This window comes from Caulobacter segnis (assembly GCF_031454995.1).
Taxonomy (GTDB): domain Bacteria; phylum Pseudomonadota; class Alphaproteobacteria; order Caulobacterales; family Caulobacteraceae; genus Caulobacter; species Caulobacter segnis_E.
In genome coordinates this window covers 188588-213699 of record NZ_JAVDRV010000003.1, presented here as the reverse complement: position 1 = coordinate 213699, position 25112 = coordinate 188588, and the positions used below count along the sequence as shown (strand labels likewise).

The window sequence follows — 25112 nt, the reverse complement described above, 5'->3', positions numbered from 1 at the left end:
TCCATTCAAGCTCGCCCCGCGTCTCCCCGGTCCCCGGCGAGTCCGCGCGTATCCCAGCGGCGGCCCCGGCGGACGAATGCGCCGGGGCTAGCGCGCCTGACCCTTCAGACGCCGTCCATCACCGGCTAGACGATCCGGCTCTCGCCCTTGCCCCAATAGGCGTCGCGGATCAGCCGCTTGTAGAGCTTGCCGGTCGGGTGCCGGGGCAGTTCGGCCATGAAGTCGATGCGGCGCGGCGACTTCACGTGGCTGAGGTTGGCGCGGGCGAAGGTCATCAGCTCCTCGGCCAGGGTAACCTGGTCGTCGCCGAAGTTCATCGGCTGGATGACCGCCACGACCTTCTCGCCCATCTCCTCGCACGGCGCGCCGACCACGGCGGCGTCGGCGACCTTGGGATGGGTGATCAGCAAGTTTTCGATTTCTTGCGGATAGATGTTCACCCCGCCCGAGATGATCATGAAGCTCTTGCGGTCGGTCAGGTAGAGGTAGCCCTCCTCGTCGACCCAGCCCACGTCGCCTAGCGTGGTCCAGCCGTGCTTGTTGTAGCTCTCGGCCGTCTTCTCCGGGGCGTTGTGGTAGTTCACGGCGGGGCCGTTGGCGAAGTAGACCGTACCTTCCGTGCGAGGCGGCAGCGGGTCGCCGTTTTCGTCGCAGATGCGCAGCTCGCCCAGCACCGCCTGGCCGACGCTGCCCTTGTGGCTCAGCCAGTTCTCGGCGTTGATCCAGCAAAAGCCGTTGCCCTCGGTGCCCGCGTAGTACTCGTAGATCACCGGGCCCCACCAGGCGATCATCTGCTCCTTGACCGGCACGGGGCAGGGGGCGGCGGCGTGGATCGCCGACTTCATCGATGAGACGTCGTATTTCGCCCGGACGTCCTCGGGCAGTTTCAGCATCCGCACGAAGTGGGTCGGCACGAACTGGCCACAGGTGACCTTGTATTTCTCGATCAGGGCGAGCGCGGCTTCCGGCTCGTACTTCTCCATCACGATCACCGTGCCGCCCAGCTTGTGGACGACCATGCACCAGCGCAGCGGGGCGGCGTGGTACAGCGGCGCGGGCGAGAGATAGACGCTGTCGCCGGTAAAGCCGAACAGGCCTTGAGCCATCATCTGCAGCGCGTGCGGCGCGTCGATCGGCAGGTCGCTGAGCGCCGGCTTCACGCCCTTGGGGCGGCCGGTTGTCCCCGACGAATAGAGCATGTCCGAGCCCGCGCTCTCGTCGGCGATCGGCGTCGTCGGCATCGGCGCGCGGGCGGCCTCGAAGTCGGCGTAGGGACCGTGCGCGCCGCCGACGGCGTAGAGCGTCAGGCTGGGCAGCGCCTTGGCGATCTCGTCGATGACCGGGCCCATGGCTGGCGAGGTGATGAAGACCTTCGCCCCGCAATCCTCGAGGATGTACTGGGCCTCGGCCGCCGTCAGCTTGGTCGAGACGCAGACGAAGTAGAGCCCGGCCCGCTGGGCCGCCCAGGCGATCTCGAAGTAGCGGGCGTTGTTCTCCATCATCAGGGCGATGACGTCGCCGCGCCGCAGACCGAGCGACCGGAAGAGGTGCGCGCCCTGGTTCGATCGGGCGTCCAACTGGCCGTAGGTCACGGTCTCGCCGGACCCTGCCATGATGTAGGCGGGCTTGTCGGCCTGGTTCTGGGCGTGGTGGAAGGGGTGCATCGTCGTCTCCCGATCAGGCGGCGGCGGACAGGGCGGCGCGACCCAGGATCATGTCCGAGGCCTTCTCCGCGATCATGATGGTGGGGGCGTTGGTGTTGCCGGAAACCAGGCGCGGCATGACCGAGGCGTCGACCACGCGCAGGCCTTCCAGGCCCCGCACCCGCAGCTGATCGTCGACGACCGCCATCGGCCCGTGGCCCATCTGGCAGGTGCCGACCGGGTGATAGATGGTCGAGCCCGCCAGGCGCGCGAAGTCCAGCAACTGGGCGTCGCTGGCGACCGCCGCGCCGGGGTCCATTTCGTGGTCGACGTAGGGCGAAAGCGCCGGGGCCTCGCCGATCCTGCGGGCCCACTTCAGGCCCGCGACCGCGACCTCTTGGTCCAGCGGATCGGCCAGATAGTTGGCGAAGATGGCGGGATAGACGCTGGGGTCCGGTGACTTGATGCGGATATGGCCGCGGCTTTCCGGGCGCAGCTGGCACGGGGCGATGGTCAGGCCCGGCGCGGCCTCCAGCTCCATCTTCTGTTCGTTGACCAGCTTATCGAGGTCCATGGTCGCTGGCAGAATGTGGAACTGGATGTCCGGTCCCGCCAAATCCGGACGGGATTTACAGAATGCCGCGATGTGGGCGGCCGACAGGGTCAGCAGGCCCTTGCGCTGGAAGAGGTACTTCAGGGCCTCTCCCGCCAGGCGGCCGCCCTTGCTCTGCTCGTTGACCGAGACCACGCCCGCCTTCAGGCGATAGCGCACGCTCATCACGTAGTGGTCTTGCAGGTTCTCGCCGACACCGGGCAGGTCGGCGACGACCTCGATCCCGTGGCGGTTCAGGAGCTCGCCGGGACCGACGCCCGACAGCTGCAGCAGCTGGGGCGAGTTGATCGCGCCGCCGGCCAGGATGACCTCGGCTCTCGCCATCGCCACGCGCTTCTGCCCGTTCTGGCGAAACTCGACGCCAACCGCGCGCTTGCCCTCGAACAGGATCCGCCCGGCCAGGGCGTTGGTCTCGACCTGGAGGTTGGGGCGGTTCATCGCCGGGTGCAGATAGGCCACCGCCGCCGAGCAGCGCTGGCCGTTCTTGACCGTCAGCTGGTAGTAGGTCGCGCCTTCCTGGGCGCCGCCGTTGACGTCGTCGTTGCGGGGGATGCCGGCCTGCTCGCAGGCCGCGATCACGGCGTCCGACACCGGATGCTTGGTGGTCACGTCCGAGACGTTCAACGGCCCGCCCGTGGCGTGCCAGTCGCAGGCCCCGCGTTCCTGGTGCTCGGCCCGGCGGAAGTAGGGCGCGACGTCGTCCCAGCCCCAGCCGGCGCAGCCCAGCTGCCGCCAACCGTCATAGTCGGCGTGCTGGCCGCGGATGTAGAGCAGGCCGTTGATCGAGGACGAGCCGCCCAGCACCTTGCCGCGCGGCCAGACGTGGCTGCGGCCGCCGGTGCCGGGGTCGGGTTCGGTGGTGTAGAGCCAGTTGACCTTGGGATCCTTCAGCGTCGACGAGTAGCCGACCGGGATGTGGATCATCAGGTTCGAGGCGAACTGCGAGAGGTTCTTGGTCGGGCGGTCGTCGCCGCCGGCCTCCAGCAGCACGACCTTGAACTTGCCGCCCTCGGACAGCCGGGCGGCCAGCACGCAGCCCGCCGATCCCGCGCCCACGATCACGTAGTCGGCCTCGATGATCCCGGTCATCGTCTCTCTCCCTTCACTGCCCCGCGTGTGACCCGCGTGATCAGTGTTCAGTTGGGAGGATGCGCCCAGGTTCGCTGATCGCGCAAGTTGCCGTCGCGGCGCCGTTCCCGTGTCGCCTTTCCGCGCTATCGTCGGCGCATAACAATGTTCCAGGGAGACGCGTGATGGACCTGATCAGCCAGACGGTGGTGGATGGCGTGGCCGGACCCGGGACGCCCCCGACCTACCCGACGCTGGAGGGCGTCGACCTGGCCGACATCTTCCGCTTCACCAAGGGCCAGCCCTGGGCCGACTTCGCGAGGATGCGCGAGCAGGCGCCGGTCATGTGGCACCGGGAGCCGTTCGACGGGCCGGGCTTCTGGGCCCTGACGCGCTACGAGGACGTTCATCGGGTCAACGGCGACCCCGAGGCCTTCTCGTCGCAGCGCGGCGGCATCCTGATGTCGATGGGCGCGCCGGAGAAGCGCCATGCGCTGCTGTTCCGCGCCTCGATGGACACCATGATCAACATGGACGCGCCGCATCACTTGCAGCTGCGCCGCGAGCACATGCCCTACTTCACCCCGGCCTATCTGCGCGGCCTGACCGAGCGGGTGAAGGCCGAGGTCACGCGCCTGCTGGACGAGATGGAGCCGAAGCTGGCGGGCGGGACGGCGATCGACATGGTCGAGCACTTCTCGTCGGTGCTGCCGCTGTTCACGCTTTGCGAGATCCTGGGCGTGCCGCCCGAGGACCGCCCCAAGTTCCTAACCTGGATGCACTACCTGGAGCGCGCCCAGGACCTGGCGGTCCAGCAGGCCAACGCGCCGCTGCAGCCGACGCTGGAGCTCATGCAGTTCGTCATGGACTTCAACAACAACGTCGAGGAGATGTTCGAGTACGGCCGGACCATGCTGCACAAGCGGCGGCTGGACCCGAAAGAGGATCTGATGACCGCCATCGCGCGGGCCCAGGTCGATGGCGCGGTGCTGTCGGACGAGTACCTGGACGGCTCGTGGCTGCTGATCGTGTTCGCCGGCAACGACACCACCCGCAACACCCTGTCCGGCGCGATGAAGCTGCTGACCGAGTTTCCGGAGCAGAAACAGCGGCTGATCGCCGATCCCTCGCTGCTGCCCAGCGCGGTCGACGAGTTCATCCGCATGGTCAGTCCGGTGATCTACATGCGCCGCACCGCCACGCGCGACGTCGAGGTCAACGGCCAGCGCATCCGCGAGGGCGAGAAGGTCATCATGTACTACGGCGCGGCCAACCGCGATCCGGCGATGTTTCAGAACCCCGACCAGCTGGACGTGACCCGCGCCAACGCCGGCAAGCACATCGCCTTCGGCTACGGCCCGCATACCTGCGTCGGCAAGCGCGTGGCCCAGATCCAGCTGGAGGAGGCCTACCGCCAGATCCTGGCGCGGTTCCCGGACCTGAACTGGACCGGCGACATCGAGATCGCCCCGAACAACTTCGTCCACGCGATCAGCAAGCTGGGCGTCAAGCGCGGCTGAAAGGACGCGCCGGCCGCGAAGGGGGGGCTTGCGGCCGGCGCTGGGACGAATGCCCGGCGGGGGCGCCGGGCCCAAGGACAATGGCCCAGCTTGGCGCGCTCGGCGTCGCGACGCGCTGCCGCGGGGAACCCAAAACAGCAGTCGAGCGAGCGTGGGTGATGAAAGCCTTGTGCTCGGCGGCGCCAAGATCATACGATTGTTTAAAAGAGCCGCCGGGAGGCCAACGCCATGTCGAAGCCCACTTTCGAGACCCTGCTGTACGATGTCGAGGACGGGATCGCGACGGTCACCCTGAACCGTCCGGATCGGATGAACGCCTTCACCGCCCGGATGATGAAGGACCTGATCGAGGTGTTCGACGTCACCGACGCCGACGACGCGGTCAAGGCCGTGATCGTCACCGGCGCGGGGAGGGCCTTTTGCGCCGGGGCGGACCTCGGCGGCGGCGGCGCCACCTTCGACCGCTCGGCGCCCCAGGCGCTGGAGCGCGAGGAGGGCAAGGTCGGCGACGTCTATCGCGATGGCGGCGGCCGCGTGACCCTGCGCATGTACGACAGTCTCAAGCCCATCATCGGCGCGATCAACGGCGCGGCGGTGGGCGTCGGCGTCACCATGCAACTGCCCATGGACATCCGCATGGCCTCGACCGAGGCCAAGTTCGGCTTCGTGTTCGCGCGGCGGGGGATCAATCCGGAAGCCGCCTCGTCCTGGTTTCTGCCGCGCCTGGTCGGCCTGCAGACGGCGCTGGAGTGGTGCTACACCGGCCGGGTCTTCGCGGCCCAGGAAGCGCTGGAGCGGGGCCTTGTCCGTTCGCTGCACGCGCCCGACGAGTTGCTGCCCGCCGCTCGCGCGCTCGCCCGCGAGATCGTCGACAACACCGCCCCGGTCTCGGTCGCCATCACCCGTCAGTTGCTGTGGCGCATGGCGGGGGCCTCGCACCCCATGGAAGCGCACAAGGCCGACAGCCGGGCGATCCAGTCCCGCGGGGCCTCGGGCGACGCCAAGGAGGGCGTGACCTCGTTCCTCGAGAAGCGCGCGCCGGTCTATCCGAACAAGGTCTCGACCGATCTGCCCGACATCTGGCCGGAGTGGGTCGACCCCGCGTTCCGCTAAGGGGCCATCCTCGACAGGATCTCGCGGCGGAGCGAGGTCGCCGGTCGCGGGGCTTCTGAAAAGGAGCCTGGCGATGGCCCGTAAGGTTCAATGAATTGAGTGACGAGGGGCGCGGATCTGGCCGCTGCCGCCTCCCCGGGGCGCGCCCGCGACCATCGACGGGGCGTCGCCGGGCGATCTCCGGGATCGTCCAGGGCTCGATAGCCGCGCGCTGGCGCGGTCAGGTCGTGAGGCGCTCTGGCGGAGCGGATCGCGCGCCACGCGCCGTCGCCGGATACGACTTCAAATCCCTGGAAGCGTGGCGCCGGCGTAGAGCCAATGGCCGTTTGGATCCCGGCGCACCAGCGCACTCATCTTATCCGTTGAGATGACCCGCTTCCCCAGCCTCAGGTCTACATCGGCGCACAAAAGCGCCAAGTCTTTATGCGCCATACACAGGGTGTCTCGCGAAGTCATTGTATCGGATAGTTCGAGTAAATCCTCGATCCGTTTCCGAATACTTTCCTTACCAAATAGCGGTTGTCCAGCGCTGTCAGTGACTAATACTGCATCATCCGCATAAAGAGATAAAATTATATCTATTTTTCTATTATTAAATGCCATAACAAATGCCTGGTTCATCGCCTCCGGTGCATGGACTTTGTACACGTTTTTCCCCGTATTTCTTTGGAGGGTATCTTCTAGCCATGCCTCCCCATTACTATCCAAATGGGAAGAATGAGCGTGGCGGCGACAGCTGACGGCCAGCGGCTCAAGGCGCCGACCGTACGCCATCACGCGGACTGCCCGGCCGAGGAGTGGCTCCACTTTCTTGGACATCGCTGGAGCGCGGTGCTGCTTTGGCAACTGTCGGGCGAGACGTTGCGCTACACGGAGCTTGCCGAGCGCCTACCGGGAATTTCGGCCAAGGTGCTGACCGAGCGGCTCGGCGGCATGGTGAAGTATGGCCTGGTGATCCGGACCGCGGGGGCGGGCTTTCCGAGGCAGACGGACTACAGGCTCAGCGATCGCGGCTTCGCCGTCATGTGCATCCTCGATCAGTTTCGCCAGTTGGGTCGCCCCTGCGACCTGGCGGCCAGCGGTCGGAGCGACCCAGCCGTCGGAACGGCGGGCGCGCCCTAGAGGGGCGGCTGAAGCGGTAGGCGCTCGCGCCTTCCGCGCCCTCCGCTCATCGCGCGTTAAGGCTAAAATGGTCTGCTGACGACGATGAGCGAGCCGTCGCCGATTTCCATGTCGGACGAAGCGCGGACGGAGGCGTCCGCGGCGCGCGCCCGCGCGACTCTGCTCAAGCGTCTGGCCGACGTGGTCTGCCTGCCGGCCAGCCGGATCAACGCCTTCGAGCGGGCGATGGCCAGCGATCTCCTGCTGGAGCTGTTGCGCGACGCGAGCCTCGTGGAGCGTGAGCGCGTGGCCCGACGCCTGGCGCTGATGGCCGACCCGCCGGGGCCGCTGGTCCGCGTGCTGCTGCGCGACACGTTGTCGGTGGCGCGGCCGTTGCTGGAGGAGGCGAACCATCTCGGCGACGCCGACCTGATCGCTTGCCTCTACCAGGCCGGTCCCGAGCACCGCCGGTTGATCGCCCAGCGGCGCGGCGTCAACGAGATCGTCACCGACGCCTTGATCGACATGGACGAGGAGGCCGTGGCCGAGGCGCTGCTGCGCAACGACCTGGCCCGGCTCAGCCACCACGGCGTCGAGCACCTGGTCGCGGCCAGCCGCGACACGCCGCACCTGGCGCCGCTGCTGCTGCGGCGGGCCGAGCTGCGGCCCAGCCACGCCTATGTCCTGTTCTGGTGGGCCGACGCCGAGACCCGCCTGAGCATTCTGCGGCGTTTCGCGATCCCCCGGGACATCCTGGAAGACGCCGTCGCCGATCTGATCGACGGGGCCGAGGGGGCGGCGCCGGAAGACATGCTGTCGCGGAAGGCGCGGGACTTCATCGGTCGGCGGCAGCGCAATCTTGGGGCGGCCCGCAAGAGTCCCTTCGCCAGTCTGGAGGCCGCGGTCGCGGCGGCCGAGGCCGAACTGACCCCCGAGATCGGCGAGGAGATCTCCTATCTCGCGGGATTGAAGCCGGTGACGGGCGCCAAGATCTTCACCGACGCCGGCGGGGAGCCCCTGGCCATGCTGTGCAAGGCCGCCGGCTTGCCGCGAACGGCTCTGGGGGCGTTGTGGCGAGGGCTCAATCGCCAGGATGTCGACCGCGGCGGAGCCATCGCCCACGCCCTGGAGCGGGCCCTTGTCGTCTATGACGCCATCTCGGTGGATCGGGCGCAAACCGTGCTGCGCTACTGGAACTGGTCGATGACCTCCGGGCTCTCGCCAGCGTTGTTGAAAGCTTTACGACAAGACAACGAAAGCGCGATCGACGAATACTCGAAGCCACAACGGCCGGCATTGTTAGCGCTGTCTCGCGATTTCGGTCGTTAAAGGCCGGATATCATTGGTTTCTGATACCCACAGTGTGTTGCGTCCAGGAACTCAACGTGCCTCGGACATCCTTCAACGGGTCGAGCTTCGTTTTTGAACACTGGCTTTTTACAGCTGTTATCTTGATTGGTCCGTATTGCCCGGGGCGGTCAATCTTTGTATGCACCTTTTGACTGATGTGTGAATCAGTCCGTATCAGCAAAAAGATTGTCGACGGGCGAGGCCATATGGAAGATCAATCCGATCTGATTGAGATGACGGCGGGTATTGTTTCCGCCTATGTCGGCAATAACGTGGTCGCGACCGCTGATTTGCCTGCGCTGATCAAGCAAGTGCACCAAGCCTTGGCGACCGTGGGTTCGCCGGCGGCCGAGCCGCCCGCGCCGCCGAAGGAGCCCGCCGTTCCGGTCAAGCGCTCGATCACGCCGGACTATTTGATCTGTCTGGAAGACGGTCGGAAGTTCAAGTCGCTGAAGCGCCACCTGCGCACCAAGTACGACATGACCCCGGAAGACTACCGGGCCAAGTGGGGCCTGCCCAAGGATTACCCGATGGTCGCCCCGAACTACGCCGAGGCGCGTTCGAACCTCGCCAAGCAGATGGGCCTGGGCCAGGGTGGCCGGAAGCCCGCGCGCAAGAGCAAATAGTCGAGTCCGAACAACCGCTTGGCTGAGAGCCCCGCTTTCAGCATCGAAACGCCCGTCGTCCCAATGCGGATGGCGGGCGTTTCTGTCCGTGTTGACTTCCTGGGGAAACTTGCCGCGGAGACCGTTTTTCGCTTGCCCGCGATTCGATCCTTAAGCGATAGTGAATCGAAGTGATTCCAAAGGCTTGTTGGGGACTCTGAAGATGTCCGCGCAATTGAGCGCATCCGCTACCGCGGCGCGCGCTCACCAGGAGATGTTCGCCTATTGGGCGTCCCTCCGCCGGGGGGCGGGCCTCCCCGGGCGCGTGGACCTGCACCCCGCCAGCATGAAGCGCCTGCTTCCCACCGTCAGTCTGATCGACGTCACGCGCGAGCCCCGCGACTATCGCCTGCGCCTGGCGGGCACCGGTCTTTACGGCGTCTACGGTCGGGAGATCACGGGCAAGGGGCTGTCGGAAGTCTACAACACCGTCGCCGCGGAATACTGGCGCAAGGAGCTGGACAAGGTGGTCGACGAGCGTCGTCCGGGCGTCGGCGTCCATAGTCTGGCCTGGCGCGGCGCGCCGCACATGTCGATCCTGTGGTTGCGCCTGCCTTTGGCCAGCAACGGCAAGGATGTCGATATGATCCTTGGCTATGACGCGGTGGTCGGCGCTCAAGCCGAAAGCGGTTCCGGCATTCGCGCGGCCTGACGGCCTTCGCCTCAGTCTTCTCCGCTCAGGAAAGCCTCGACTTCGCGCCGGTTCGGCATCGAGGGCGCCGCGCCTGATTTCTGCACCGACAGGGCGGCCGCCGCGTTGGCCATCTCCACCGCCTCGCGCGGATCCATGTTCGCGGCGAGGGCGGCGGCCAAGGCGCCGCAGAAGCAGTCGCCCGCGCCGACCGTGTCGATCGCCTTGACCTTGCGCCCCTCGACGAGGAACGCCTCGTCGCGCCGCACGCCGGCCACGCCGGCCGCGCCCAGGGTGACGATGATCGTCTGGTCGGGACGGCTCATCAGCTTGCGCGCCGCCAGCGAGACCTCCTCGAGCCGGACCGGCTCGTGGTCCAGCTTGGCGTAGGTCGCCAGTTCGGTCTGGTTCAAGATCAGGATGTCGGTCAGCGGAAACAGCGCCGCGCCCTGGGGCAGGGCGGGGGCGGCGTTGAGAATCCGCAGCGCGCCCTTGGCCGCGCCCGCGCGGAACAGCGCCTCGATCGCGGTCGGCGGGGTTTCCAGTTGGCACAGCAGGATGCGCTGACCTTCGAGCGTCGCGCCCGCTACCTGCTGCGGGGTCACCAGGGCGTTGGCGCCGGCGGTGACCACGATCATGTTCTCGCCGCTGGCGCTGACCCAGACGTGCGCCTGGCCGGTGGGCGCGCCCTCGAGCTCCAGCACGTCGCCGACCTGCACGCCATAGCCGGTCAGTTTCGTCTTCAAGCTAAGGCCGCTGTCGTCCTGCCCAACCGCGCCCATCAAGCGCGTGGGCGCGCCCATCCGCGCGGCCGCGACCGCTTGGTTGGCGCCCTTGCCGCCCAGGAATAGCTCAAGCGAACGGCCGGCCACGGTCTCGCCCGGACGCGGCAGGTCATCGACCCGCGCGACCGCGTCGAGATTGATGGAGCCGAGAACAAATACCGTCATCGTTGTCTTCTGGATCGTCTTCTGGTCTTGGGGTTTGACGCTAACCGGCCGCGCCGCGTTGGAAGCTCTCGACGAGGCTGCCCGCGACGAGTCGCCAGCCGTCCACTAGCACGAAGAAGATCAGCTTGAACGGAAGACTGATCGTCGCTGGGGGCAGCATCATCATGCCCATGCTCATCAGCACGCTGGCGACGACCAAGTCGATGACCAGGAACGGGATGAACAATAGAAAGCCGATTTCGAAGGCGCGCTTCAGCTCCGAGATCATGAAGGCGGGGGTGACCACCTGGATGGGCGTCTCGGCGGCGGTCTTCGGCTGCGGGATCTTGGACAGGCGCACGAACAAGGCCAGGTCGTCGCGATCGACCTGGCTCAGCATGAACTGTTTCACCGGGCCGCTGGCGGCGTCGAAGGCCTCGGGCAGCTCGATCTGCTTGTCCAGCAGCGGCTTGATGCCGGCGTCGTAGGAGCGCTCGAAGGTCGGGCCCATGACGATGGCGGTCAGGAACAGCGCCAGGCTGATGATCACCGGGTTGGGCGGGCTCGACTGCACGCCGATGGCGGTGCGCAGCAGGCCCAGCACCACCACGATCCGCACGAACGAGGTGGTCATGATCACGATCGACGGCGCCAGGGACAGCACCGTCATCAGGGCGACCAGCTGCACCACGCGGTCGGTCAGGCCCGCGCCGGTGCCCAGATTGATGTTCACCGCCGACTGAGCCATGGCCGCCGCCGGCATGACCGCGCAGGCGATGGCGGCCAGCACCGAGATGAGCGCGGCGCGGCGCAGGTCTTCCGGCTTGGCCCCCGTCAGGGATTTGATCAGGTCGCGCATCAGGCCACGGGCTCCGGAGCGGAAACGGAAGTGGAAGCCGAAGGAATTGGAGAGGGGGCGGGCGTCCAGTCCAGCAGCTTGCCGTCGCCCAGCAGGACGAGGCGCTCCTCGCCGTCCAGGCTGACCACCAGCAGGCGGCGGGTGGGGTCGAGCGCCAGGCTCTCGACGACCTTCAGGCGGCGGTCCTGGCGCGCGGCGATCATCCGGCCGACAGCGTCCGGGCCGAACTTGCGCAAGGCCCAGGCGGCCAGGCCGATCAGGCCCAGGGTGATCGCCAGCGCCGCCAGGGCGCGGATGAATTCGATGACGGGCATGAAGGCCAAGCGAGACAAGATGGCGCAGGGAAAGGCCCCCGACACCCCTGGTGTGCCTGACGGTTCTTAATGTCGAATTAACCCTGTTTCTTCACCATGTTCGTCATGGGTCCGGATGACATTCCTCTCTTCGGCATGCTCAAGAGCCGCCTCGGATATCTGTCCGAGCGCCAGAAGCTTGTCGCTCAGAACGTGGCCAACGCCGATACGGCGGGCTATCGCCCCAGCGACTTGAAGGCCTTTAGTTTCCAGGCCTCGCTGATGAACCAGACCTCCGGCGCGGTCTACCGCGGCGGTGTCGCCGCGCCGACCAACGGGGTGCGGATGATCGCCACCTCGGCCTCGCACCTGGCGCCGTCGAACGCGCCGAGCGCCTGGCGCTCGACGGCTGGGACCGATTCGGAAGTCACCCTCGACGGCAACGCCGTGTCGCTCGAGGACCAGATGATCAAGATGACCGACGCGCGCATGAACTACGACGCGGCGATCAGCTTCTACCAAAAGTCCATGACCATGCTGCGCATGGCGGCGCGCAAGCCGAACGGCTGAGGAGCTAGGCGATGCCGGAGATCAAGTCCCAACCGATGGCGGCCATGTCCGTGGCGGCCTCCGCCCTCCGCGCCCAGCAGGGCCGGATGCGGGTCATCGCCGAGAACATCGCCAACGCCAACTCCACGGCGACCACGGCCGGCGGCGATCCCTATCGCCGTCAGGTTCCGATCTTCCGCCCGACCAAGGTTCAAGGCGCCGAGGGCGTCCAGATGGTCCGCGTCGATCCCGACCAGAGCGACTTCAAGACCGAATACGATCCGGGCAATCCGGCCGCCGACGCGCGGGGCTACGTCAAGCTGCCCAACGTCAATTCGCTGGTCGAGGCGTTGGACATGAAGGAGGCGCAGCGCGCCTACGAAGCCAACCTCAATGTCATCGAGACGGCGCGCGTCATGGAATCGCGCACCCTCGACATCATCAAGAAGTAGGGGCTAGGCCATGATCACCGCGCTCGCCGCCGCCAAGGCCTACGCCAGCTCCGGCGCCATGTCGGTGGGCTCCGTCGGCTCGATCGGCGGTCAGAAGAACGGTCTCGACTTCGGCGATATCCTGAAGTCCGCCATGACCGACGCGACCAAGGCCTCGAAGGTCGCCGAGCACAAGATCGCTGACCAGGTGGCCGGCAAGGCCGAACTGGTCGACGTGGTCACCGCGATCAGCTCGGCCGAGGCCAGCCTGGAGACGGTGATGTCCATCCGCGACCAGGTGATCTCGGCCTACCAGGAAATCATGCGGATGCCGATCTAGCGGCTGAGCGCTAGAGCCAGCTGGGCGTAGAGCGGGATGCCCAGCAGGATGTTGAACGGGAAGGTCACGCCCAGCGACAGCGTAAGGCACAGGCCCGCGTCCGCCTTGGGCAGGGTCAGCCGGATGGCCGCCGGCGCGGCGATATAGGACGCCGAGCCCGCCAGGGCCGTCAGGACGGCCAGCTCGCCGTTACGCAGACCGACCAGCCAGCCCAGAGCCAGCGCCACGGCCGCGCCCAGCAGGGGCAGGGCCACGCCCATGCCGACGACCGCCGGCCGCACTTCGCGCCAGGCCCGCAGCCGCTCGGCGGCCGTGACGCCCAGCTCCAGCAGGAACAGGCACAGCACGCCCTGGAACATCGGCCCGACGAACACATCTAGCTTGGCCGAGCTAGGCGGGGAGGCGACTAGGCCGATCGCGAAGCTGCCCAGCAGCACCACGGCGGCGGGGTTCAGTAGCGCCTCGCGCAGCAGCTTGCCCGTCGAGGCCGAGCGCGCCTCGTCCGGGGACATCAGCTTGGCCAAGGTGACCGCGACCAGGACGCCAGGCGTTTCCATCAGCGCCAGAACGGCGGACATGTAGCCGGCGGGGGCGTGGCCGATCGCGGTGAGATAGCTCTGCGCCGCCGCGAAGGTGACCACCGAGACAGAGCCGTAGTGCGCCGCCACCGCCGCGCTGTCCAACGTCGTCAGCCCCACCCGCCGGAGCGCCGCGAACGCCCAGACCGGCAGCAGCAGGGCCAGGCCCAGCCCCGCGAGGCCGGCGCTGACAAAGGCCGAGTCCAGGCCGTGGGCGCGGGCTTCGGCGCCGCCTTTGAACCCGATGCACAGCATCAGATAGATCGATAGAAGGCTCATGGCCCCCTTGGGCAGCCGAAGCGGCGAGCCGGCCAGGGCCGCTCCCGCCCCCAGCACGAAGAACAGAACCGCCGGCTGAGTGAGATTGCCGGCCGCGTGCGCCAGGCCCTGGGTCAAATCCATCCGCGTGAGCTCCTTGTGCCGCCCCCGGTCGAGGCGCGGCGGTGCTCTAGCCACGCTTGATCAATTCGATAAGATCATTGATCACATCATTATCATGAGAAAATGAAATAGATCGGTCATGCCCCACGCGACGAATCTCGACCTCGACCTGATCCGCGCCTTCGTCATGGTCAGCGAAAGCCGCAGCTTCACCCGCGCGGGCGAGCGCCTGGGTCGGTCACAATCGGCGGTCAGCTTGCAGGTGCGGCGGCTGGAGGACCTGATTGGCGAGCCGCTGTTTCAGCGCGACGCTCGCCGGGTCAGCCTGACCGACAAGGGCGAGGTGTTGCTGGCCCAGGCGCGGCGGCTGTTGCGGGTCAATGACGACATCGTCGCGGCGCTGGCGGCCGACGAGGTCGAAGGCGAGGTGCGGCTGGGTGCGCCTGAGGACTTCGCCACCGCCCATCTGCCGGCGGTGCTGGGCGCCTTCGCCCGCGGCCACCCACGCATCGCCTTGTCGGTCACCTGCGACCTGACCCTTCGGCTGCTCGACAAGATGAGCGCCGGCGAGCTGGATCTGGCCCTCGTCAAGCGCGAGCCCCTGGGCGGCGAGCTGGGCGTACGGGTCTGGCGCGAGCCGCTGGTCTGGGTGGGGCGCGACGGCGAGGACCTGGCCTCGTCCAGGGTCGTGTCGCTAATCGCCGCGCCCTCGCCCTGCGTCTATCGCCGTCGCGCGACAACGGCCTTGGACGAGGCCGGACGGGCCTGGCGGATCGCCTACACGAGCCCTTCGGTGGCGGGACAACTGGCGGCGTTGAGGGCGGGGCTTGGCGTTTCGGTGCTGCCGCGCGCCATGGTGCCCGATGACCTCGCGATCATCGGCGAAGAGGCGCCGCCCCTGGCCGATGGCGAGATCGCCCTGATCCGCAACCGCGAGGCCGGCCCAGCCGCCGACCGCTTGGCCGAGCACGTGCTGGCGGCGCTGGACCGCGCGGTCGCGCATCGGGGTTGAGAGAAGAAAAAGGGCCGCGCCCAGGTCGGGCGCGGCCTTCAAGTCGCTCGGGGGAGAAAACGCGAAAACGCTAAGCTCACAGACCCAGGAACGCGCGGGCGACCGACAAGAGCCCGCCCCAGACGATCGCGTTCAGAACGGCCGCGACGAACACCGCGACGCCCAGCGGCCACTGACGGGGCCGACGGGCGCGGGGATCGAACGGGCGGGTCTGCGACGCGAAGGGCATCTGGCGCTCCTTGAACATGCCCCCATGGTCGAGATTGACTCGGCCTTGGCGAACCGGACGACCTGTCGCGCGCCGCCTTGTCGCACCCTGGCTTTGATTTCCGGCTCGGAACCGGTGAAGGTCCAACCCACGCGCCGCCCGGAGCCCGAATGACCGCCGCCATCGTCCTCGACCGGGTGAGCAAGGCCTACGATGGCCGCGCCGTCTTGATGGAGACGGACCTGCGCATCGCTCAAGGGCGCTTCGTCGCCCTGGTCGGCGGGTCGGGCGCGGGCAAGACGACCTTGCTGAAGCTGATCAACGGGCTGGTCGCGCCGACGTCCGGCCGGGTGCTGATCGACGGCGCGGACATCGTCGCGCGTCCCGGCCCCGAGCTGCGCCGGGGGATCGGCTATGTCTTCCAGGAGACGGGTCTCTTTCCGCACATGAGCGTCGCCCAGAACATCGGGATCACGCCATCGCTGCTGGGCTGGTCCGCGGAGGTGATCGCCGCGCGGACCGATGAGCTTCTGGACCTCGTGGCCCTGCCGCGCGACATCACCGCCCGGACGCCGGCGCGGCTGTCGGGCGGGCAGCGGCAGCGGGTCGGGGTGGCTCGGGCGCTCGCCGCGCGGCCGTCGATCCTGCTGATGGACGAGCCGTTCGGGGCGCTGGATCCCGTGGTCCGCGTCGCCCTGGCCGACGATGTCCGGCGGCTGCACGAGGCGCTGGGCCTGACCACGGTGATGGTCACCCATGACGTCGGCGAGGCGCTGCTGCTGGCCGACGAGGTGGTGGTGATGGCTGGTGGACGGGTGCTGGCCCAGGCCTCGCCGCGCGAGCTGCTGGCGGGGCATCCGAATCCGGTGGTCGCCGACTTGATCGCCGCGCCCAAACGACAGGCGCGGCGGCTGGCGGAGCTGGCGCGTGGCTGACCGTTTCGACGCGGCCCTCGCCGTCCTTCCGGAACGCTTGGGCTGGCACGTGGCGCTGTCTGCCAGCGCGCTTGTCCTGGGCCTCGCCATCGCCCTGCCGCTCGGGATCGCCGCCGCGCGCGACCCGCGCCTGAAGTGGGTCGCCCTGGGCGGCGCCGGCCTCGTGCAGACCATCCCGAGCCTGGCCCTGCTGGCGCTGTTCTATCCGGTGCTGCTGCTGCTCTCGGGCCTGGCGGAGCGGATGCTGGGCCACGGCTTCTCGGCCCTGGGCTTCCTGCCGTCGCTGCTGGCCCTGACGCTGTATTCGATGCTGCCGATCCTGCGGAACGCGGCGGCGGGCGTCTCGGGGATTGATCCGGCGGTCGTCGAGGCGGCGCGGGGCGTCGGCATGACCGACCGTCAGCGGCTCTGGCGGGTCGAGCTGCCCCTCGCCGCGCCGGTGATCATGGCTGGCGTGCGCACGGCGGCGGTCTGGACCATCGGCGCGGCGACCCTCTCGACGCCCGTCGGCCAGACCTCGCTGGGCGACTACATTTTCTCCGGCCTGCAGACCGAGGACTGGGTGGCGGTGCTGGTCGGCTGCGCGGCCTCGGCGGGCCTTGCCCTGATCGTCGACGGGCTGCTGGGCCTGATCGAGGCCGGTGTGGCGCGGCGGGATGGTAAGCGGCTCCTGGCGGGCGGCGCGGGTCTGGCGATCGGCCTGCTGGCCGCGCTGGCCCCGCTGGCCGTTGGCGCGCTCGCCCAAAGCCGTCCGACCTATGTGATCGGCGCCAAGAACTTCTCCGAGCAGTACATCCTGGCCGAGCTGATGGCGGGGCGGCTCGAGCGCGAAGGCGCGAGCGTCCAGCGGCGTGTGAACCTCGGCTCGGCGGTGGCCTACCGCGCGCTCGCGGCCGGGGAGATCGACGCCTATGTCGATTACTCTGGCACGCTCTGGGCCAATGTCCTGAACCGCCAGGACAACCCTGGCCGCCAGGCCGTGCTGGAGGACCTGCGGACCGAACTGAAGGCCCGCGACGGGGTGGTGCTGCTGGCGCCGCTGGGCTTCGAGAACGCCTACGCCTTGGCCATGCGCCGCGATCGCGCGGAGCAATTGGGGATCAGGTCCCTGGCCGACCTGGCCGCCCGCGCGCCGGACCTGACGATGGGCGGCGATCTCGAGTTCTTCTCGCGGCCGGAATGGGCGGCGGTGGTGACGGCGTACGGCCTGCGCTTCAAGGCCAAGCGCCAGTTCCAGCCGACCTTCATGTACCGGGCGCTGGAGAGCCGGGAGGCGGACGTGATCTCCGCCTTCTCGTCCGACGGGCGGATCGCGGCCGACGACCTTGTTTTGCTCACCGACCCCAAGGGCGCGCTGCCGCCCTACGACGCGGTGATCCTGGTTTCGCCGAAGCGGGCGGGGGATCCGCGCTTGATCGGCGCCCTGAAGCCGCTCGGCGGATCCATCGACGTCAAGGCGATGCAGGCGGCCAACTACGCCGTCGACCGCGACACCGGCAAGAAGAGCCCGGCCGAGGCGGCGGCGATGCTGGCGCGCTGATAGATGCTCCCCCGCGATGCGGGGGAGCTGTCGCGGAGCGACTGAGGGGGCAAGCTGGGGTGGGCCGAACTAGCCCCCTCCGGCCCTCTAGGCCACCTCCCCCGCGACGCGGGGGAGGAACATTTCACCCGCCGCCGCGATCACCGCGCCCGAGCGCACCAAGGCGTTGGCGGCCTCGAGGTCCGGATGGAAGTGGCGGTCGTCGGTGAGATGCGGGACCTTCTCCCGCGTTAGGGCGCGGACCGTCTCCAGCGCGGCGCTGGACCGCAACGGCGCGTGGAAGTCGCAGCCTTGCGCCGCGGCCAGCAGCTCGATGCCCAGCACGGCGTCGGCGTTCTCGACCATGGCCAGCAGGCGTCGCGCGCCGTGGGCGGCCATCGAGACGTGGTCCTCCTGATTGGCCGAGGTCGGGATGGAGTCGACGCTGGCCGGATAGGCCTTCTGCTTGTTCTCCGAGACCAGCGCGGCGGCCGTGACCTGCGGGATCATGAAGCCGGAGTTCAGGCCCGGCTTTGGCGTCAGGAACGCCGGCAAGCCGGAGAGCGCCGGGTCGACCAGCATGGCGATCCGCCGCTCGGCGATCGAGCCGATCTCGCAGACCGCCAGGGCGATCATGTCGGCGGCGAAGGCTACCGGCTCGGCGTGGAAGTTGCCGCCGGAGAGGGCCTCGTCGGCTTCCGGAAAGATCAGCGGATTGTCCGAGACGCCATTGGCCTCGGTGGCCAGGGTGGTGGCGGCTTGGCGCAGCACGTCCAGCGCCGCGCCCATCACCTGGGGCTGGCAGCGCAGGCAATAGGGGTCCTGGACCCGCTCGTCCTCCTTCAGGTGCGAGGCGCGGATGGCCGAGCCGGCCATCAGGGCGCGCAGGGCGGCGGCGGTCTCGATCTGGCCGGCGTGGCGGCGCAGGGCGTGGATTCGCGGATCGAAGGGGGTGTCCGAACCCTTGGCGGCCTCGGTCGACAGGGCGCCGGAGACCAGAGCCGTTTGGAACAGGCGCTCGGCCTCGAACAGGCCGGCCAGGGCGTTGGCGGTCGAGAACTGGGTGCCGTTCAGCAGGGCCAGGCCTTCTTTCGGGCCAAGGGTGAGAGGCGACAGGCCCGCCGCGCTCAGGGCCTGGGCGGCCGGGACGCGAGCCCCGCCGACGAAGATCTCGCCGACCCCGATCATGGTCGCGGCCATGTGCGCCAGCGGCGCCAGGTCGCCCGAGGCACCGACCGAGCCCTGGCAGGGGACGACCGGCGTCAGCCCCTGGACCAGCATGGCCTCCAGCAGGCGCACGGTCTCGACCCGCACGCCCGAGGCCCCTTGCGCCAGGCTGGCCAGCTTCAGGGCCATCATCAGGCGGATGACGGGAACGGGCGAGGGCTCGCCGACGCCGGCGGCGTGCGAGAGGACGATGTTGCGCTGCAGGGTCGCCAGGTCCTCGTCGCCGATGCGGACGCTGGCCAGTTTCCCAAAGCCCGTATTGATCCCGTAGATCGGCTCGCCCTTGGCCAGGATGCGTTTCACCGCCTCGGCGCTGGCGGCGATCACCGGCCAGGCGCCGTCGGCCAGCCGCGCGCCGGCGCCGCGATAGATCGCCTTCCAGTCGGCCAGCGGCACGTCGCCGGGATTCAGAACAAGCTCGGTCACTCGGGTCTCCGGAAGGGCGGCGCGGCCTCTTGCGGCTCGCCAATATGTATAGTCATATTTGGGAGTGATGAGGCTTGTCCAGTGACCGACGCGCGTGTTCAAGAGACTCCCGGGTCGGGCGGCGCGCCGCTCCACCTGCGGATCCGTGAGGATATCGAGCGCCGCATCCGCTCCGGAGCCTGGCCGCCGGGCCATCGTGTGCCGTTCGAGACGGAGCTCATGGGCCAGTACGGCTGTGCTCGCATGACGGTGAGCAAGGCCATGACCGCCCTGGTCGAGGCCGGGCTGATCGTGCGCCGGAAGCGGGCCGGCTCGTTCGTGGCGCGGCCGCGCGTCCATGCTCCGGTCCTGAACATTCCCGACATTCAGGCCGAGATCGAGGCGCGCGGCGAGGCCTACGCCTTCCGACTGCTGGCGCGGGCCGCGCGGGACGCCGACCGGGACGCGCCGGGTGAGGCCGAACTGGCGGCCGGCGGCAAGCTGCTGGTCCTGGACGGTGTCCACGACGCTGGCGGTCGTCCCTTCGCCCTGGAGCGCCGGCTCGTCGCGCTGGCGGCCGCGCCCGAGATGGAGGGCGCCGACTTCGACGCGATCACGCCCGGCGCCTGGCTGCTGGAGCACGTCGCCTGGACCGAGGCCGAGAGCCGGATCAGCGCGGTCAACGCCGACGCCGAGGTCGCCCGTTTGCTGGCCCTGGACGAAGGCGCGGCCTGCCTGGTGGTCGACCGCCGCACCTGGCGGGAAGGGCGCGGCGTCACCCGCGTGCGCCAGGTTTTTCCCGGCGACGCCTACGACCTGGTGGCGAGGTTCGGGCCGAGCGCCTAAGTCCTTCAGGCGCGCGCGACCGGCGCCGCAGGGAGAAGACGCCATGGATCCGTACGCGATCGCCGTTCCGACCTACCTCCAGATGATCAAGGGCCTGTCGGCGCAGCTGACCAAGGCCGAAGCGTTCGCCGCCGAAAGCGGGCTCTCACCGGACGCCCTGATCGGCGCGCGCCTGGCGCCGGACATGTTCCCGCTGTCGAGCCAGGTGCGGTTCGTCTGCACCCAGGCCAGCGATCTGCTGCGCCACCTGACGGGCGCGGACTCGTTCGCGCCCGCCGAGGACGCGACGGACTTCGAGGGGCTGCGGGCTCAACTGGCCGACGCGGTCGCGCGCCTGGAGGCGACGCCGGCCTCGGCCTTCGCCGGCGCGGCGGAAAAGGCAATCGAGCTGAAGCTGCCCAACGGCGTCATGTTCGACATGACCGGCGAGCAGTTCGTCCGCGACTGGGCCCTGGCCCAGTTCTATTTCCACGCGACGACCGCGTACGCGATCCTGCGTCACAAGGGCGTCCCGCTGGGCAAGCCCGACTGGGTCAGCCACATGTTCGCCTACATCCGCCCGGGCACGCTGCCTGGCGGCTAGGCGATGCGCGCGCTACTCGGGCATCGCCGCGTAGCGCTTCAGGCCTTCGGGGGCGACTACCCACGCGGGCCGTTCACGGTCGAATAGCAGCATGGTCGGCTCAAACAGGCTGGGGTCGTCCAGGCTGCCGGCGTAGATCGTGTGGCTGTCGCTCAAGCCATGCTCGCCGCCGAAGACGAGCCCGCCGCAGGTGGGGCAGGAGTTGCGCGTCGAAACACCGCCGCTGAAAGCCTGGCAGCGATACTGCCGCGCGGGTCCGGTGATCGTCAGCGCCGAGGCCGGAAAACCCATGAACGGGATGAAGCCCGAGCCCGAGGCCCTGCGGCAGTCGGCGCAACAGCACAACCCCATGTAGTCGGGCGCGCCGTTCGCCTCCCAGCGCAAGGCCCCGCACAGGCATCCGCCTTTGAAGGTCTTGGTCATCATGACGCCAGTAGAGCCTTGGCGCGAGGGCGGGTCAAACCCTTGCCGGAGAAGCTGTCACGATGCGACGAGTCCGGTGCGTGGACAAGTTGTCGCACCAATATCCGTAAATAATGATCTCGAAATTTACTCTCTAGCGCTGGAGTGTGGCAATTCGCCTCGGATATAAACGGCCGTTTTCATTGGGAGCTTCTCGCGGCGCGGCGCAATATATTCAGGTGGCCGTTGTGACGAGGAGCGTCGAGATGGAAATGCCGGACCAACCTTCTCTGCTTCAGATCCAGACGGGTCTGTTCGCGGCCCTCGTCGGCGTGTTGTCCGCCAAGGGCGCGGCCTCGCGGCAGGAATTCGCCGAGGCCATGGACGTGCTGGCGCGCCACGAGCAAGACACCCGCATAGCGAGCTACTTCCACATGCTGGGCGAGGAGCTCCGCGGCTCTAGCCCGACGGCGACGCGGCCGCTGCTGAAGCTGGTGGTGGGCGGCCTGGAGGGCGATCGGTCGCCGATCTCCGCCTAGCCAATCGAGCTAGATCGAGCTCCATAACCCGCTCAAACGCGATCTCTGTCCAGGTGGCGAGCCGGGGTTCTGGTTCGGCGCTCGTAGAGCTGCCACGCTATCCGAAACGTTAGGCCGTCCTGGTCCTTGTTCCGCGCGCCCCAAAAGGCGTCCGGTCGGACGATAGGGGCGAGATCTGCGGCCGTGCCTTGTCCCGAACGCCGCCGACCATGCTCGTCGACGGGCGTCTTGCGGCTTCGCGCGCGCCCCCCTGTCCTCCATTGTCGGGTCGCTCGACCGACTCACGCTCGGCTCGATCCCGAGCCTCCGGGCCCGGGCCGTCGCGTCCGTTCCCGAAGAAGCGCCTCGCGGGCTCGAGGCGGATTCAAATCCGAGAGGGTCGACAAGCGCGAACAATGTCCATACTATCCCGTCTATAGGGATCGCATTTCATAATATGGGAATTGCGAACTGGGTTGTTAGAGGGGGTTTCCCCCGGCGCCCGGTGAACGCGACAGAGTGGAGGGGACATCATGACCAAGATTTCGCGCGTGGCGATGGGCGCCAGCATTTCGGCGGCCGCTCTGGCGGCCGCGCTGGCCGCCGCGCCGACCGCCGCCATGGCGCAGTCCGCGCCCGCTCCGGCCGAGCCTGACGTTGTCGAGGAGATCATCGTCACGGGCATCCGCGCCTCCCTGCGCAGCGCCATGGACGTCAAGCGGCAGTCGCTGCAAGTGGTCGACAGCATCTCGGCCGAGGATATCGGCCAGTTCCCCGACAAGAACCTGTCGGAAGCCCTGCAAAGGGTGACCGGCGTGCAGATCAGCCGCCAGGACGGCGAGGGGCGAGGCGTCAGCATCCGCGGCGCCGATCCGAGCTTGAACCGGGTCGAGATCAACGGCTCCTCGGCCCTGTCGCTCACCGTGGGCGGCAGCGACCGCGCCGTCGATTTCCGCGACATCCCGGTCGAGTTCGTCTCGCGCCTGGATGTCGTCAAGTCGCCGACCGCCGACATGACCGAAGGCGGCATCGGCGGCACGGTGCGCGTGATCACCCGTCGTCCGTTCGACAAGAAGGAGCCCTTCATCGCGGGCTCGGTGCAGGGCGTCTATTCGAACCTGGCCAAGGAATATGATCCCAAGCTGGCCCTGATCGGCAGCCGGACTTTCCTCGACGACACGCTCGGCGTGCTGGTGTCCGGCACCTGGGAAAAGCGTCACCTCGACAGCAACAACGCTCGCACCACGGGCTGGGTCCGCCGGGCCGCCACGGCCAGCGGCGCGGGCGCGACGCCCGGGCGGAGCACCGACGTCAATGGCGACGGGACGCTGGACTGGGTCCCCGAAATCCCGCGCCTGATCATGGATCGCCGCAAGACCGAGCGGAAGGCCCTGAACGGCATCCTCGAGTGGCGGCCGAACGACAGCTTCCGGGCCTATCTGGACGGGACCTACGCCACCGCCACGGAGAAGGTGAACAGCTCCTTCCTGCAGCTCGGCGCGTCGGGCGGCTTGATCGACTACAGCAAGACCACGTTGGGCGCGGACAACACGGTCAACCACATCGAGCTGACCAGCAGCGCCGCCTTCCCGATGGATCTGGCCTACCGCAACATCCTGGGCGATCTGAAGCGCACCCAGTATACGACCGCGCTGGGCGGTGAATGGAAGCTCGACCGCTGGGTGTTCGACGCGCGTTTCGACTACTCCAACGCCGAGGTCCAGAACAACGAGATCAATTCGACGGCGACGGTGTTTGGCGTGCCGCGCGCGGTGATCGACTACACCGGCGGCCAGCGCGCCCCGAACTTCACGTTCCCGGGGCTGGACGTCACCAGCGGCCAGGGCGTCAATCGCCTCGACGCGGTGTTCAATCCTCGCAACAACACCTCCGAGGAAACCGCCGAGCAGTTCAACGTCACCTATCGGCCCGACGTTTCGTGGCTGTCCTCGATCAAGGCGGGCGTCCAGGCGCGGCAGTTCCAGACCGATCAGATCCTCTACCAGCGCACCACGCGCCTGACCTGTCGGGGCGACGCCAGCGGCGCCGCGGCCGTCGCGGTCAGCGTGCCTTGCGCGACCATCGAGGGCATCGTCAACACCAACTCGGTGACCAACGACATCCCGTTCTTCAAGACCGGCGACCTCGGCTATTCGGGCGGGATTCGCTACTGGAACAACAACACCATGGCCACCTACAACGCCACCCTGGCGGCGGCGGGCCTTCAGAACGACGTCTACGGCGTGAACCCCAATCCGAACACGGCCGAACGCGCCGGCGGTCAGGGCAGCTTCCAGGCCTTCCTCGACACCTGGTCGGTCGAGGAGAAGACCAAGAGCGCCTATGTCCAGGCCGCGTTCGACTTCCAGAACCTGCCCGTGCCGGTCAGCGGCACGCTGGGTGTTCGCGTCGTCGACACCAAGACCGTCTCCACCGGCTACAACCGCACGACTGGTCCCGGCGGCGGCGCTCCGGTCAACTTCGTGAAGGGCTCGCAGGACGGCGGTTACACCAAGACCCTGCCGTCGCTGAACCTGCGCTTCGAATTCATCCCCAACACCCTGATCGGCCGGGCCGCCGCCAGCAAGGTGATGGCGCGCGCCGCGCCGAGCCAGCTGGCCCTGCGCCGCAGCATCGACGTCGTTGGCCTGACCGGCTCGCGCGGCAATCCCGACCTCCAGCCGTTCGAAGCCACCGCCTATGACGCGGGCCTGGAATGGTACTTCAGCCGCGACAGCTTCATTTCGGCGACCTTCTTCCGCAAGGAGATCTCGTCGTTCATCACCAACCAGTCGGCGGCCGAGGTGATCGACGGCACGACCTACAACATCACGCGGCCGATCAACGGCACGGATCAGGTGAACATCAACGGCCTGGAGATCGGCGGGCAGTACGCCTTCGACTTCCTGCCCGCGCCGTTCGATGGCTTCGGCGTCCTGGCCAACTACACCTACCAGAAGGACAAGGGCTTCAAGGGCACGAACCAGCTGACCGGAGAGATCCTGCCGTTCCCGGGTCTGTCGCGGAAGAGCTACAACGTCTCGCTCTACTACGAGAACGACAAGTTCAGCGCCCGCGCCTCGTACAACTGGCGTGACCAGTGGCTGATCACGGCGGCCGGACGGGGCAACCTGCCCGAGTTCAACGAGGCCTATGGCTCGCTGGACGCCTCGGCCAGCTACAACATCAACGACAACTTCACCGTCTTCCTGGAAGGCGTGAACCTGACCGACGAAGTGCGGATCGAGAACAACAACGCCGTCCGTCGGATCGGCAACGAGACCTTCGGCTCGCGCTTCTTCTTCGGCGTGCGCGCTAAGTTCTAAAGGGGGAGGGCGCGAGAGCGCCCAACCCGACCGCTCGGGAAGTCCCCGACCCGCGTTCGAGGCGCCC

26 protein-coding genes are annotated in these 25112 nt (G+C 68.0%); 16 read left to right on the top strand and 10 right to left on the bottom strand.

Annotation, left to right across the window (positions count from 1 at the left end; genetic code table 11):
* Window positions 1-125 precede the first annotated feature (125 nt).
* Both J2728_RS13250 and J2728_RS13245 read right to left on the bottom strand, forming a co-directional pair.
* Complete coding sequence (locus tag J2728_RS13250) at window positions 126-1664, bottom strand: acyl-CoA synthetase (protein ID WP_309999796.1); 1539 nt, start codon at window positions 1662-1664, stop codon at window positions 126-128.
* Between the two features lie 13 nt (window positions 1665-1677).
* Window positions 1678-3345, bottom strand: a complete 1668-nt coding sequence (locus J2728_RS13245) for a GMC family oxidoreductase (protein ID WP_309999795.1) — start codon at window positions 3343-3345, stop codon at window positions 1678-1680.
* Between the two features lie 164 nt (window positions 3346-3509).
* Here J2728_RS13245 and J2728_RS13240 point away from each other — a divergent pair, with 164 nt between their 5' ends.
* Window positions 3510-4844 carry a cytochrome P450 gene (locus J2728_RS13240; protein ID WP_309999794.1) on the top strand — a complete coding sequence of 445 codons (1335 nt, stop codon included), beginning with the start codon at window positions 3510-3512 and terminating at the stop codon, window positions 4842-4844.
* A gap of 228 nt (window positions 4845-5072) precedes the next feature.
* Complete coding sequence (locus J2728_RS13235; protein WP_309999793.1) at window positions 5073-5957, top strand: crotonase/enoyl-CoA hydratase family protein; 885 nt, start codon at window positions 5073-5075, stop codon at window positions 5955-5957.
* A 282-nt stretch (window positions 5958-6239) separates the two neighbouring features.
* Here the strand turns inward: J2728_RS13235 and J2728_RS13230 are convergent, their stop codons facing one another.
* A complete protein-coding gene (locus J2728_RS13230) occupies window positions 6240-6605 on the bottom strand; it encodes a YybH family protein (RefSeq protein WP_309999792.1) in 366 nt (121 codons plus the stop codon).
* Between the two features lie 75 nt (window positions 6606-6680).
* On the opposite strand from J2728_RS13230, the gene J2728_RS13225 reads away from it, so the two are divergent.
* The 4 genes from J2728_RS13225 (at window position 6681) to mopJ (ending at window position 9725) form a co-directional block, all read left to right on the top strand.
* Window positions 6681-7079 carry a winged helix-turn-helix transcriptional regulator gene (locus J2728_RS13225; RefSeq protein ID WP_309999790.1) on the top strand — a complete coding sequence of 133 codons (399 nt, stop codon included), beginning with the start codon at window positions 6681-6683 and terminating at the stop codon, window positions 7077-7079.
* An 84-nt stretch (window positions 7080-7163) separates the two neighbouring features.
* Complete coding sequence (locus tag J2728_RS13220) at window positions 7164-8387, top strand: DUF2336 domain-containing protein (RefSeq protein WP_404979756.1); 1224 nt, start codon at window positions 7164-7166, stop codon at window positions 8385-8387.
* Window positions 8388-8614: 227 nt separating this feature from the next.
* A complete protein-coding gene (locus tag J2728_RS13215) occupies window positions 8615-9034 on the top strand; it encodes a Ros/MucR family transcriptional regulator (protein ID WP_309999786.1) in 420 nt (139 codons plus the stop codon).
* A gap of 196 nt (window positions 9035-9230) precedes the next feature.
* Window positions 9231-9725 carry a motility/cell cycle regulatory protein MopJ gene (gene mopJ / locus J2728_RS13210; RefSeq protein ID WP_310000113.1) on the top strand — a complete coding sequence of 165 codons (495 nt, stop codon included), beginning with the start codon at window positions 9231-9233 and terminating at the stop codon, window positions 9723-9725.
* A gap of 11 nt (window positions 9726-9736) precedes the next feature.
* Here the strand turns inward: mopJ and J2728_RS13205 are convergent, their stop codons facing one another.
* Genes J2728_RS13205 through J2728_RS13195 form a run of 3 tightly spaced genes read right to left on the bottom strand, consistent with a single transcriptional unit; the run spans window position 9737 to window position 11806 of the window.
* Window positions 9737-10654 (bottom strand): ribokinase, encoded by a 918-nt coding sequence (locus J2728_RS13205; RefSeq protein WP_309999784.1) that lies wholly within the window; start codon window positions 10652-10654, stop codon window positions 9737-9739.
* A 40-nt stretch (window positions 10655-10694) separates the two neighbouring features.
* Window positions 10695-11495 carry a flagellar type III secretion system pore protein FliP gene (fliP, locus tag J2728_RS13200; protein WP_310000112.1) on the bottom strand — a complete coding sequence of 267 codons (801 nt, stop codon included), beginning with the start codon at window positions 11493-11495 and terminating at the stop codon, window positions 10695-10697.
* Window positions 11492-11806, bottom strand: a complete 315-nt coding sequence (locus J2728_RS13195; protein ID WP_309999782.1) for a FliO/MopB family protein — start codon at window positions 11804-11806, stop codon at window positions 11492-11494. Before J2728_RS13195 ends, fliP begins: the two co-directional genes overlap by 4 nt.
* A 105-nt stretch (window positions 11807-11911) precedes the next feature.
* Here J2728_RS13195 and flgB point away from each other — a divergent pair, with 105 nt between their 5' ends.
* The 3 genes from flgB to fliE are packed head-to-tail and all read left to right on the top strand — an operon-like array spanning window position 11912 to window position 13105.
* On the top strand, window positions 11912-12355 hold the full coding sequence (flgB, locus tag J2728_RS13190; RefSeq protein ID WP_309999781.1) for a flagellar basal body rod protein FlgB: 444 nt from the start codon (window positions 11912-11914) through the stop codon (window positions 12353-12355).
* 11 nt (window positions 12356-12366) lie between these two features.
* The gene (gene flgC / locus J2728_RS13185; protein WP_309999779.1) at window positions 12367-12786 is read left to right on the top strand and encodes a flagellar basal body rod protein FlgC; all 420 of its coding nucleotides are present in this window, start codon (window positions 12367-12369) and stop codon (window positions 12784-12786) included.
* Between the two features lie 10 nt (window positions 12787-12796).
* Complete coding sequence (gene fliE, locus J2728_RS13180; protein ID WP_309999778.1) at window positions 12797-13105, top strand: flagellar hook-basal body complex protein FliE; 309 nt, start codon at window positions 12797-12799, stop codon at window positions 13103-13105.
* On the opposite strand, the gene J2728_RS13175 is transcribed toward fliE, so the two are convergent.
* A complete protein-coding gene (locus J2728_RS13175) occupies window positions 13102-14085 on the bottom strand; it encodes a sodium-dependent bicarbonate transport family permease (protein ID WP_309999777.1) in 984 nt (327 codons plus the stop codon). The genes fliE and J2728_RS13175 overlap by 4 nt on opposite strands.
* Before the next feature lie 118 nt (window positions 14086-14203).
* Between J2728_RS13175 and J2728_RS13170 the strand changes: the two genes are divergently transcribed.
* Window positions 14204-15076, top strand: coding sequence for a LysR substrate-binding domain-containing protein (locus J2728_RS13170; RefSeq protein WP_309999775.1), 873 nt, complete (start codon window positions 14204-14206; stop codon window positions 15074-15076).
* A 76-nt stretch (window positions 15077-15152) separates the two neighbouring features.
* Here the strand turns inward: J2728_RS13170 and J2728_RS13165 are convergent, their stop codons facing one another.
* Entirely contained in the window at window positions 15153-15305 is a 153-nt protein-coding gene (locus J2728_RS13165) for a hypothetical protein (protein WP_193852707.1), read from the bottom strand.
* 149 nt (window positions 15306-15454) lie between these two features.
* Here J2728_RS13165 and J2728_RS13160 point away from each other — a divergent pair, with 149 nt between their 5' ends.
* Window positions 15455-16219: an ABC transporter ATP-binding protein gene (locus tag J2728_RS13160; RefSeq protein WP_309999772.1), complete on the top strand. Its 765-nt coding sequence runs from the start codon at window positions 15455-15457 to the stop codon at window positions 16217-16219.
* A complete protein-coding gene (locus J2728_RS13155; RefSeq protein ID WP_309999770.1) occupies window positions 16212-17759 on the top strand; it encodes a glycine betaine ABC transporter substrate-binding protein in 1548 nt (515 codons plus the stop codon). Before J2728_RS13160 ends, J2728_RS13155 begins: the two co-directional genes overlap by 8 nt.
* Before the next feature lie 87 nt (window positions 17760-17846).
* Here the strand turns inward: J2728_RS13155 and hutH are convergent, their stop codons facing one another.
* Window positions 17847-19391 (bottom strand): histidine ammonia-lyase, encoded by a 1545-nt coding sequence (gene hutH, locus J2728_RS13150; protein WP_309999768.1) that lies wholly within the window; start codon window positions 19389-19391, stop codon window positions 17847-17849.
* 81 nt (window positions 19392-19472) lie between these two features.
* Here hutH and hutC point away from each other — a divergent pair, with 81 nt between their 5' ends.
* Window positions 19473-20216: a histidine utilization repressor gene (gene hutC, locus J2728_RS13145; RefSeq protein WP_309999767.1), complete on the top strand. Its 744-nt coding sequence runs from the start codon at window positions 19473-19475 to the stop codon at window positions 20214-20216.
* Between the two features lie 43 nt (window positions 20217-20259).
* Window positions 20260-20799 (top strand): DUF1993 domain-containing protein, encoded by a 540-nt coding sequence (locus J2728_RS13140; protein WP_309999766.1) that lies wholly within the window; start codon window positions 20260-20262, stop codon window positions 20797-20799.
* Between the two features lie 12 nt (window positions 20800-20811).
* On the opposite strand, the gene J2728_RS13135 is transcribed toward J2728_RS13140, so the two are convergent.
* On the bottom strand, window positions 20812-21225 hold the full coding sequence (locus tag J2728_RS13135; RefSeq protein ID WP_309999765.1) for a GFA family protein: 414 nt from the start codon (window positions 21223-21225) through the stop codon (window positions 20812-20814).
* A 242-nt stretch (window positions 21226-21467) separates the two neighbouring features.
* On the opposite strand from J2728_RS13135, the gene J2728_RS13130 reads away from it, so the two are divergent.
* Both J2728_RS13130 and J2728_RS13125 read left to right on the top strand, forming a co-directional pair.
* Window positions 21468-21740 (top strand): hypothetical protein, encoded by a 273-nt coding sequence (locus J2728_RS13130; RefSeq protein WP_309999764.1) that lies wholly within the window; start codon window positions 21468-21470, stop codon window positions 21738-21740.
* A 512-nt stretch (window positions 21741-22252) separates the two neighbouring features.
* Window positions 22253-25045 (top strand): TonB-dependent receptor, encoded by a 2793-nt coding sequence (locus J2728_RS13125; RefSeq protein WP_309999763.1) that lies wholly within the window; start codon window positions 22253-22255, stop codon window positions 25043-25045.
* Window positions 25046-25112 lie beyond the last annotated feature (67 nt).

Excerpts from the sequence above, each read along its gene's own strand:
- J2728_RS13195 (WP_309999782.1), bottom strand. The coding sequence starts at position 11,806 with ATGCCCGTCATCGAATTCATCCGCGCCCTGGCGGCGCTGGCGATCACC.
- J2728_RS13125 (WP_309999763.1), top strand. The coding sequence starts at position 22,253 with ATGACCAAGATTTCGCGCGTGGCGATGGGCGCCAGCATTTCGGCGGCC.
- J2728_RS13165 (WP_193852707.1), bottom strand. The coding sequence starts at position 15,305 with ATGCCCTTCGCGTCGCAGACCCGCCCGTTCGATCCCCGCGCCCGTCGG.
- J2728_RS13160 (WP_309999772.1), top strand. The coding sequence starts at position 15,455 with ATGACCGCCGCCATCGTCCTCGACCGGGTGAGCAAGGCCTACGATGGC.
- J2728_RS13245 (WP_309999795.1), bottom strand. The coding sequence starts at position 3,345 with ATGACCGGGATCATCGAGGCCGACTACGTGATCGTGGGCGCGGGATCG.
- flgB (WP_309999781.1), top strand. The coding sequence starts at position 11,912 with ATGGGTCCGGATGACATTCCTCTCTTCGGCATGCTCAAGAGCCGCCTC.
- J2728_RS13175 (WP_309999777.1), bottom strand. The coding sequence starts at position 14,085 with ATGGATTTGACCCAGGGCCTGGCGCACGCGGCCGGCAATCTCACTCAG.
- J2728_RS13240 (WP_309999794.1), top strand. The coding sequence starts at position 3,510 with ATGGACCTGATCAGCCAGACGGTGGTGGATGGCGTGGCCGGACCCGGG.
- J2728_RS13235 (WP_309999793.1), top strand. The coding sequence starts at position 5,073 with ATGTCGAAGCCCACTTTCGAGACCCTGCTGTACGATGTCGAGGACGGG.
- J2728_RS13215 (WP_309999786.1), top strand. The coding sequence starts at position 8,615 with ATGGAAGATCAATCCGATCTGATTGAGATGACGGCGGGTATTGTTTCC.
- J2728_RS13140 (WP_309999766.1), top strand. The coding sequence starts at position 20,260 with ATGGATCCGTACGCGATCGCCGTTCCGACCTACCTCCAGATGATCAAG.
- J2728_RS13135 (WP_309999765.1), bottom strand. The coding sequence starts at position 21,225 with ATGATGACCAAGACCTTCAAAGGCGGATGCCTGTGCGGGGCCTTGCGC.
- flgC (WP_309999779.1), top strand. The coding sequence starts at position 12,367 with ATGCCGGAGATCAAGTCCCAACCGATGGCGGCCATGTCCGTGGCGGCC.
- J2728_RS13130 (WP_309999764.1), top strand. The coding sequence starts at position 21,468 with ATGGAAATGCCGGACCAACCTTCTCTGCTTCAGATCCAGACGGGTCTG.
- J2728_RS13250 (WP_309999796.1), bottom strand. The coding sequence starts at position 1,664 with ATGCACCCCTTCCACCACGCCCAGAACCAGGCCGACAAGCCCGCCTAC.
- J2728_RS13220 (WP_404979756.1), top strand. The coding sequence starts at position 7,164 with ATGAGCGAGCCGTCGCCGATTTCCATGTCGGACGAAGCGCGGACGGAG.
- J2728_RS13170 (WP_309999775.1), top strand. The coding sequence starts at position 14,204 with ATGCCCCACGCGACGAATCTCGACCTCGACCTGATCCGCGCCTTCGTC.
- fliE (WP_309999778.1), top strand. The coding sequence starts at position 12,797 with ATGATCACCGCGCTCGCCGCCGCCAAGGCCTACGCCAGCTCCGGCGCC.
- J2728_RS13205 (WP_309999784.1), bottom strand. The coding sequence starts at position 10,654 with ATGACGGTATTTGTTCTCGGCTCCATCAATCTCGACGCGGTCGCGCGG.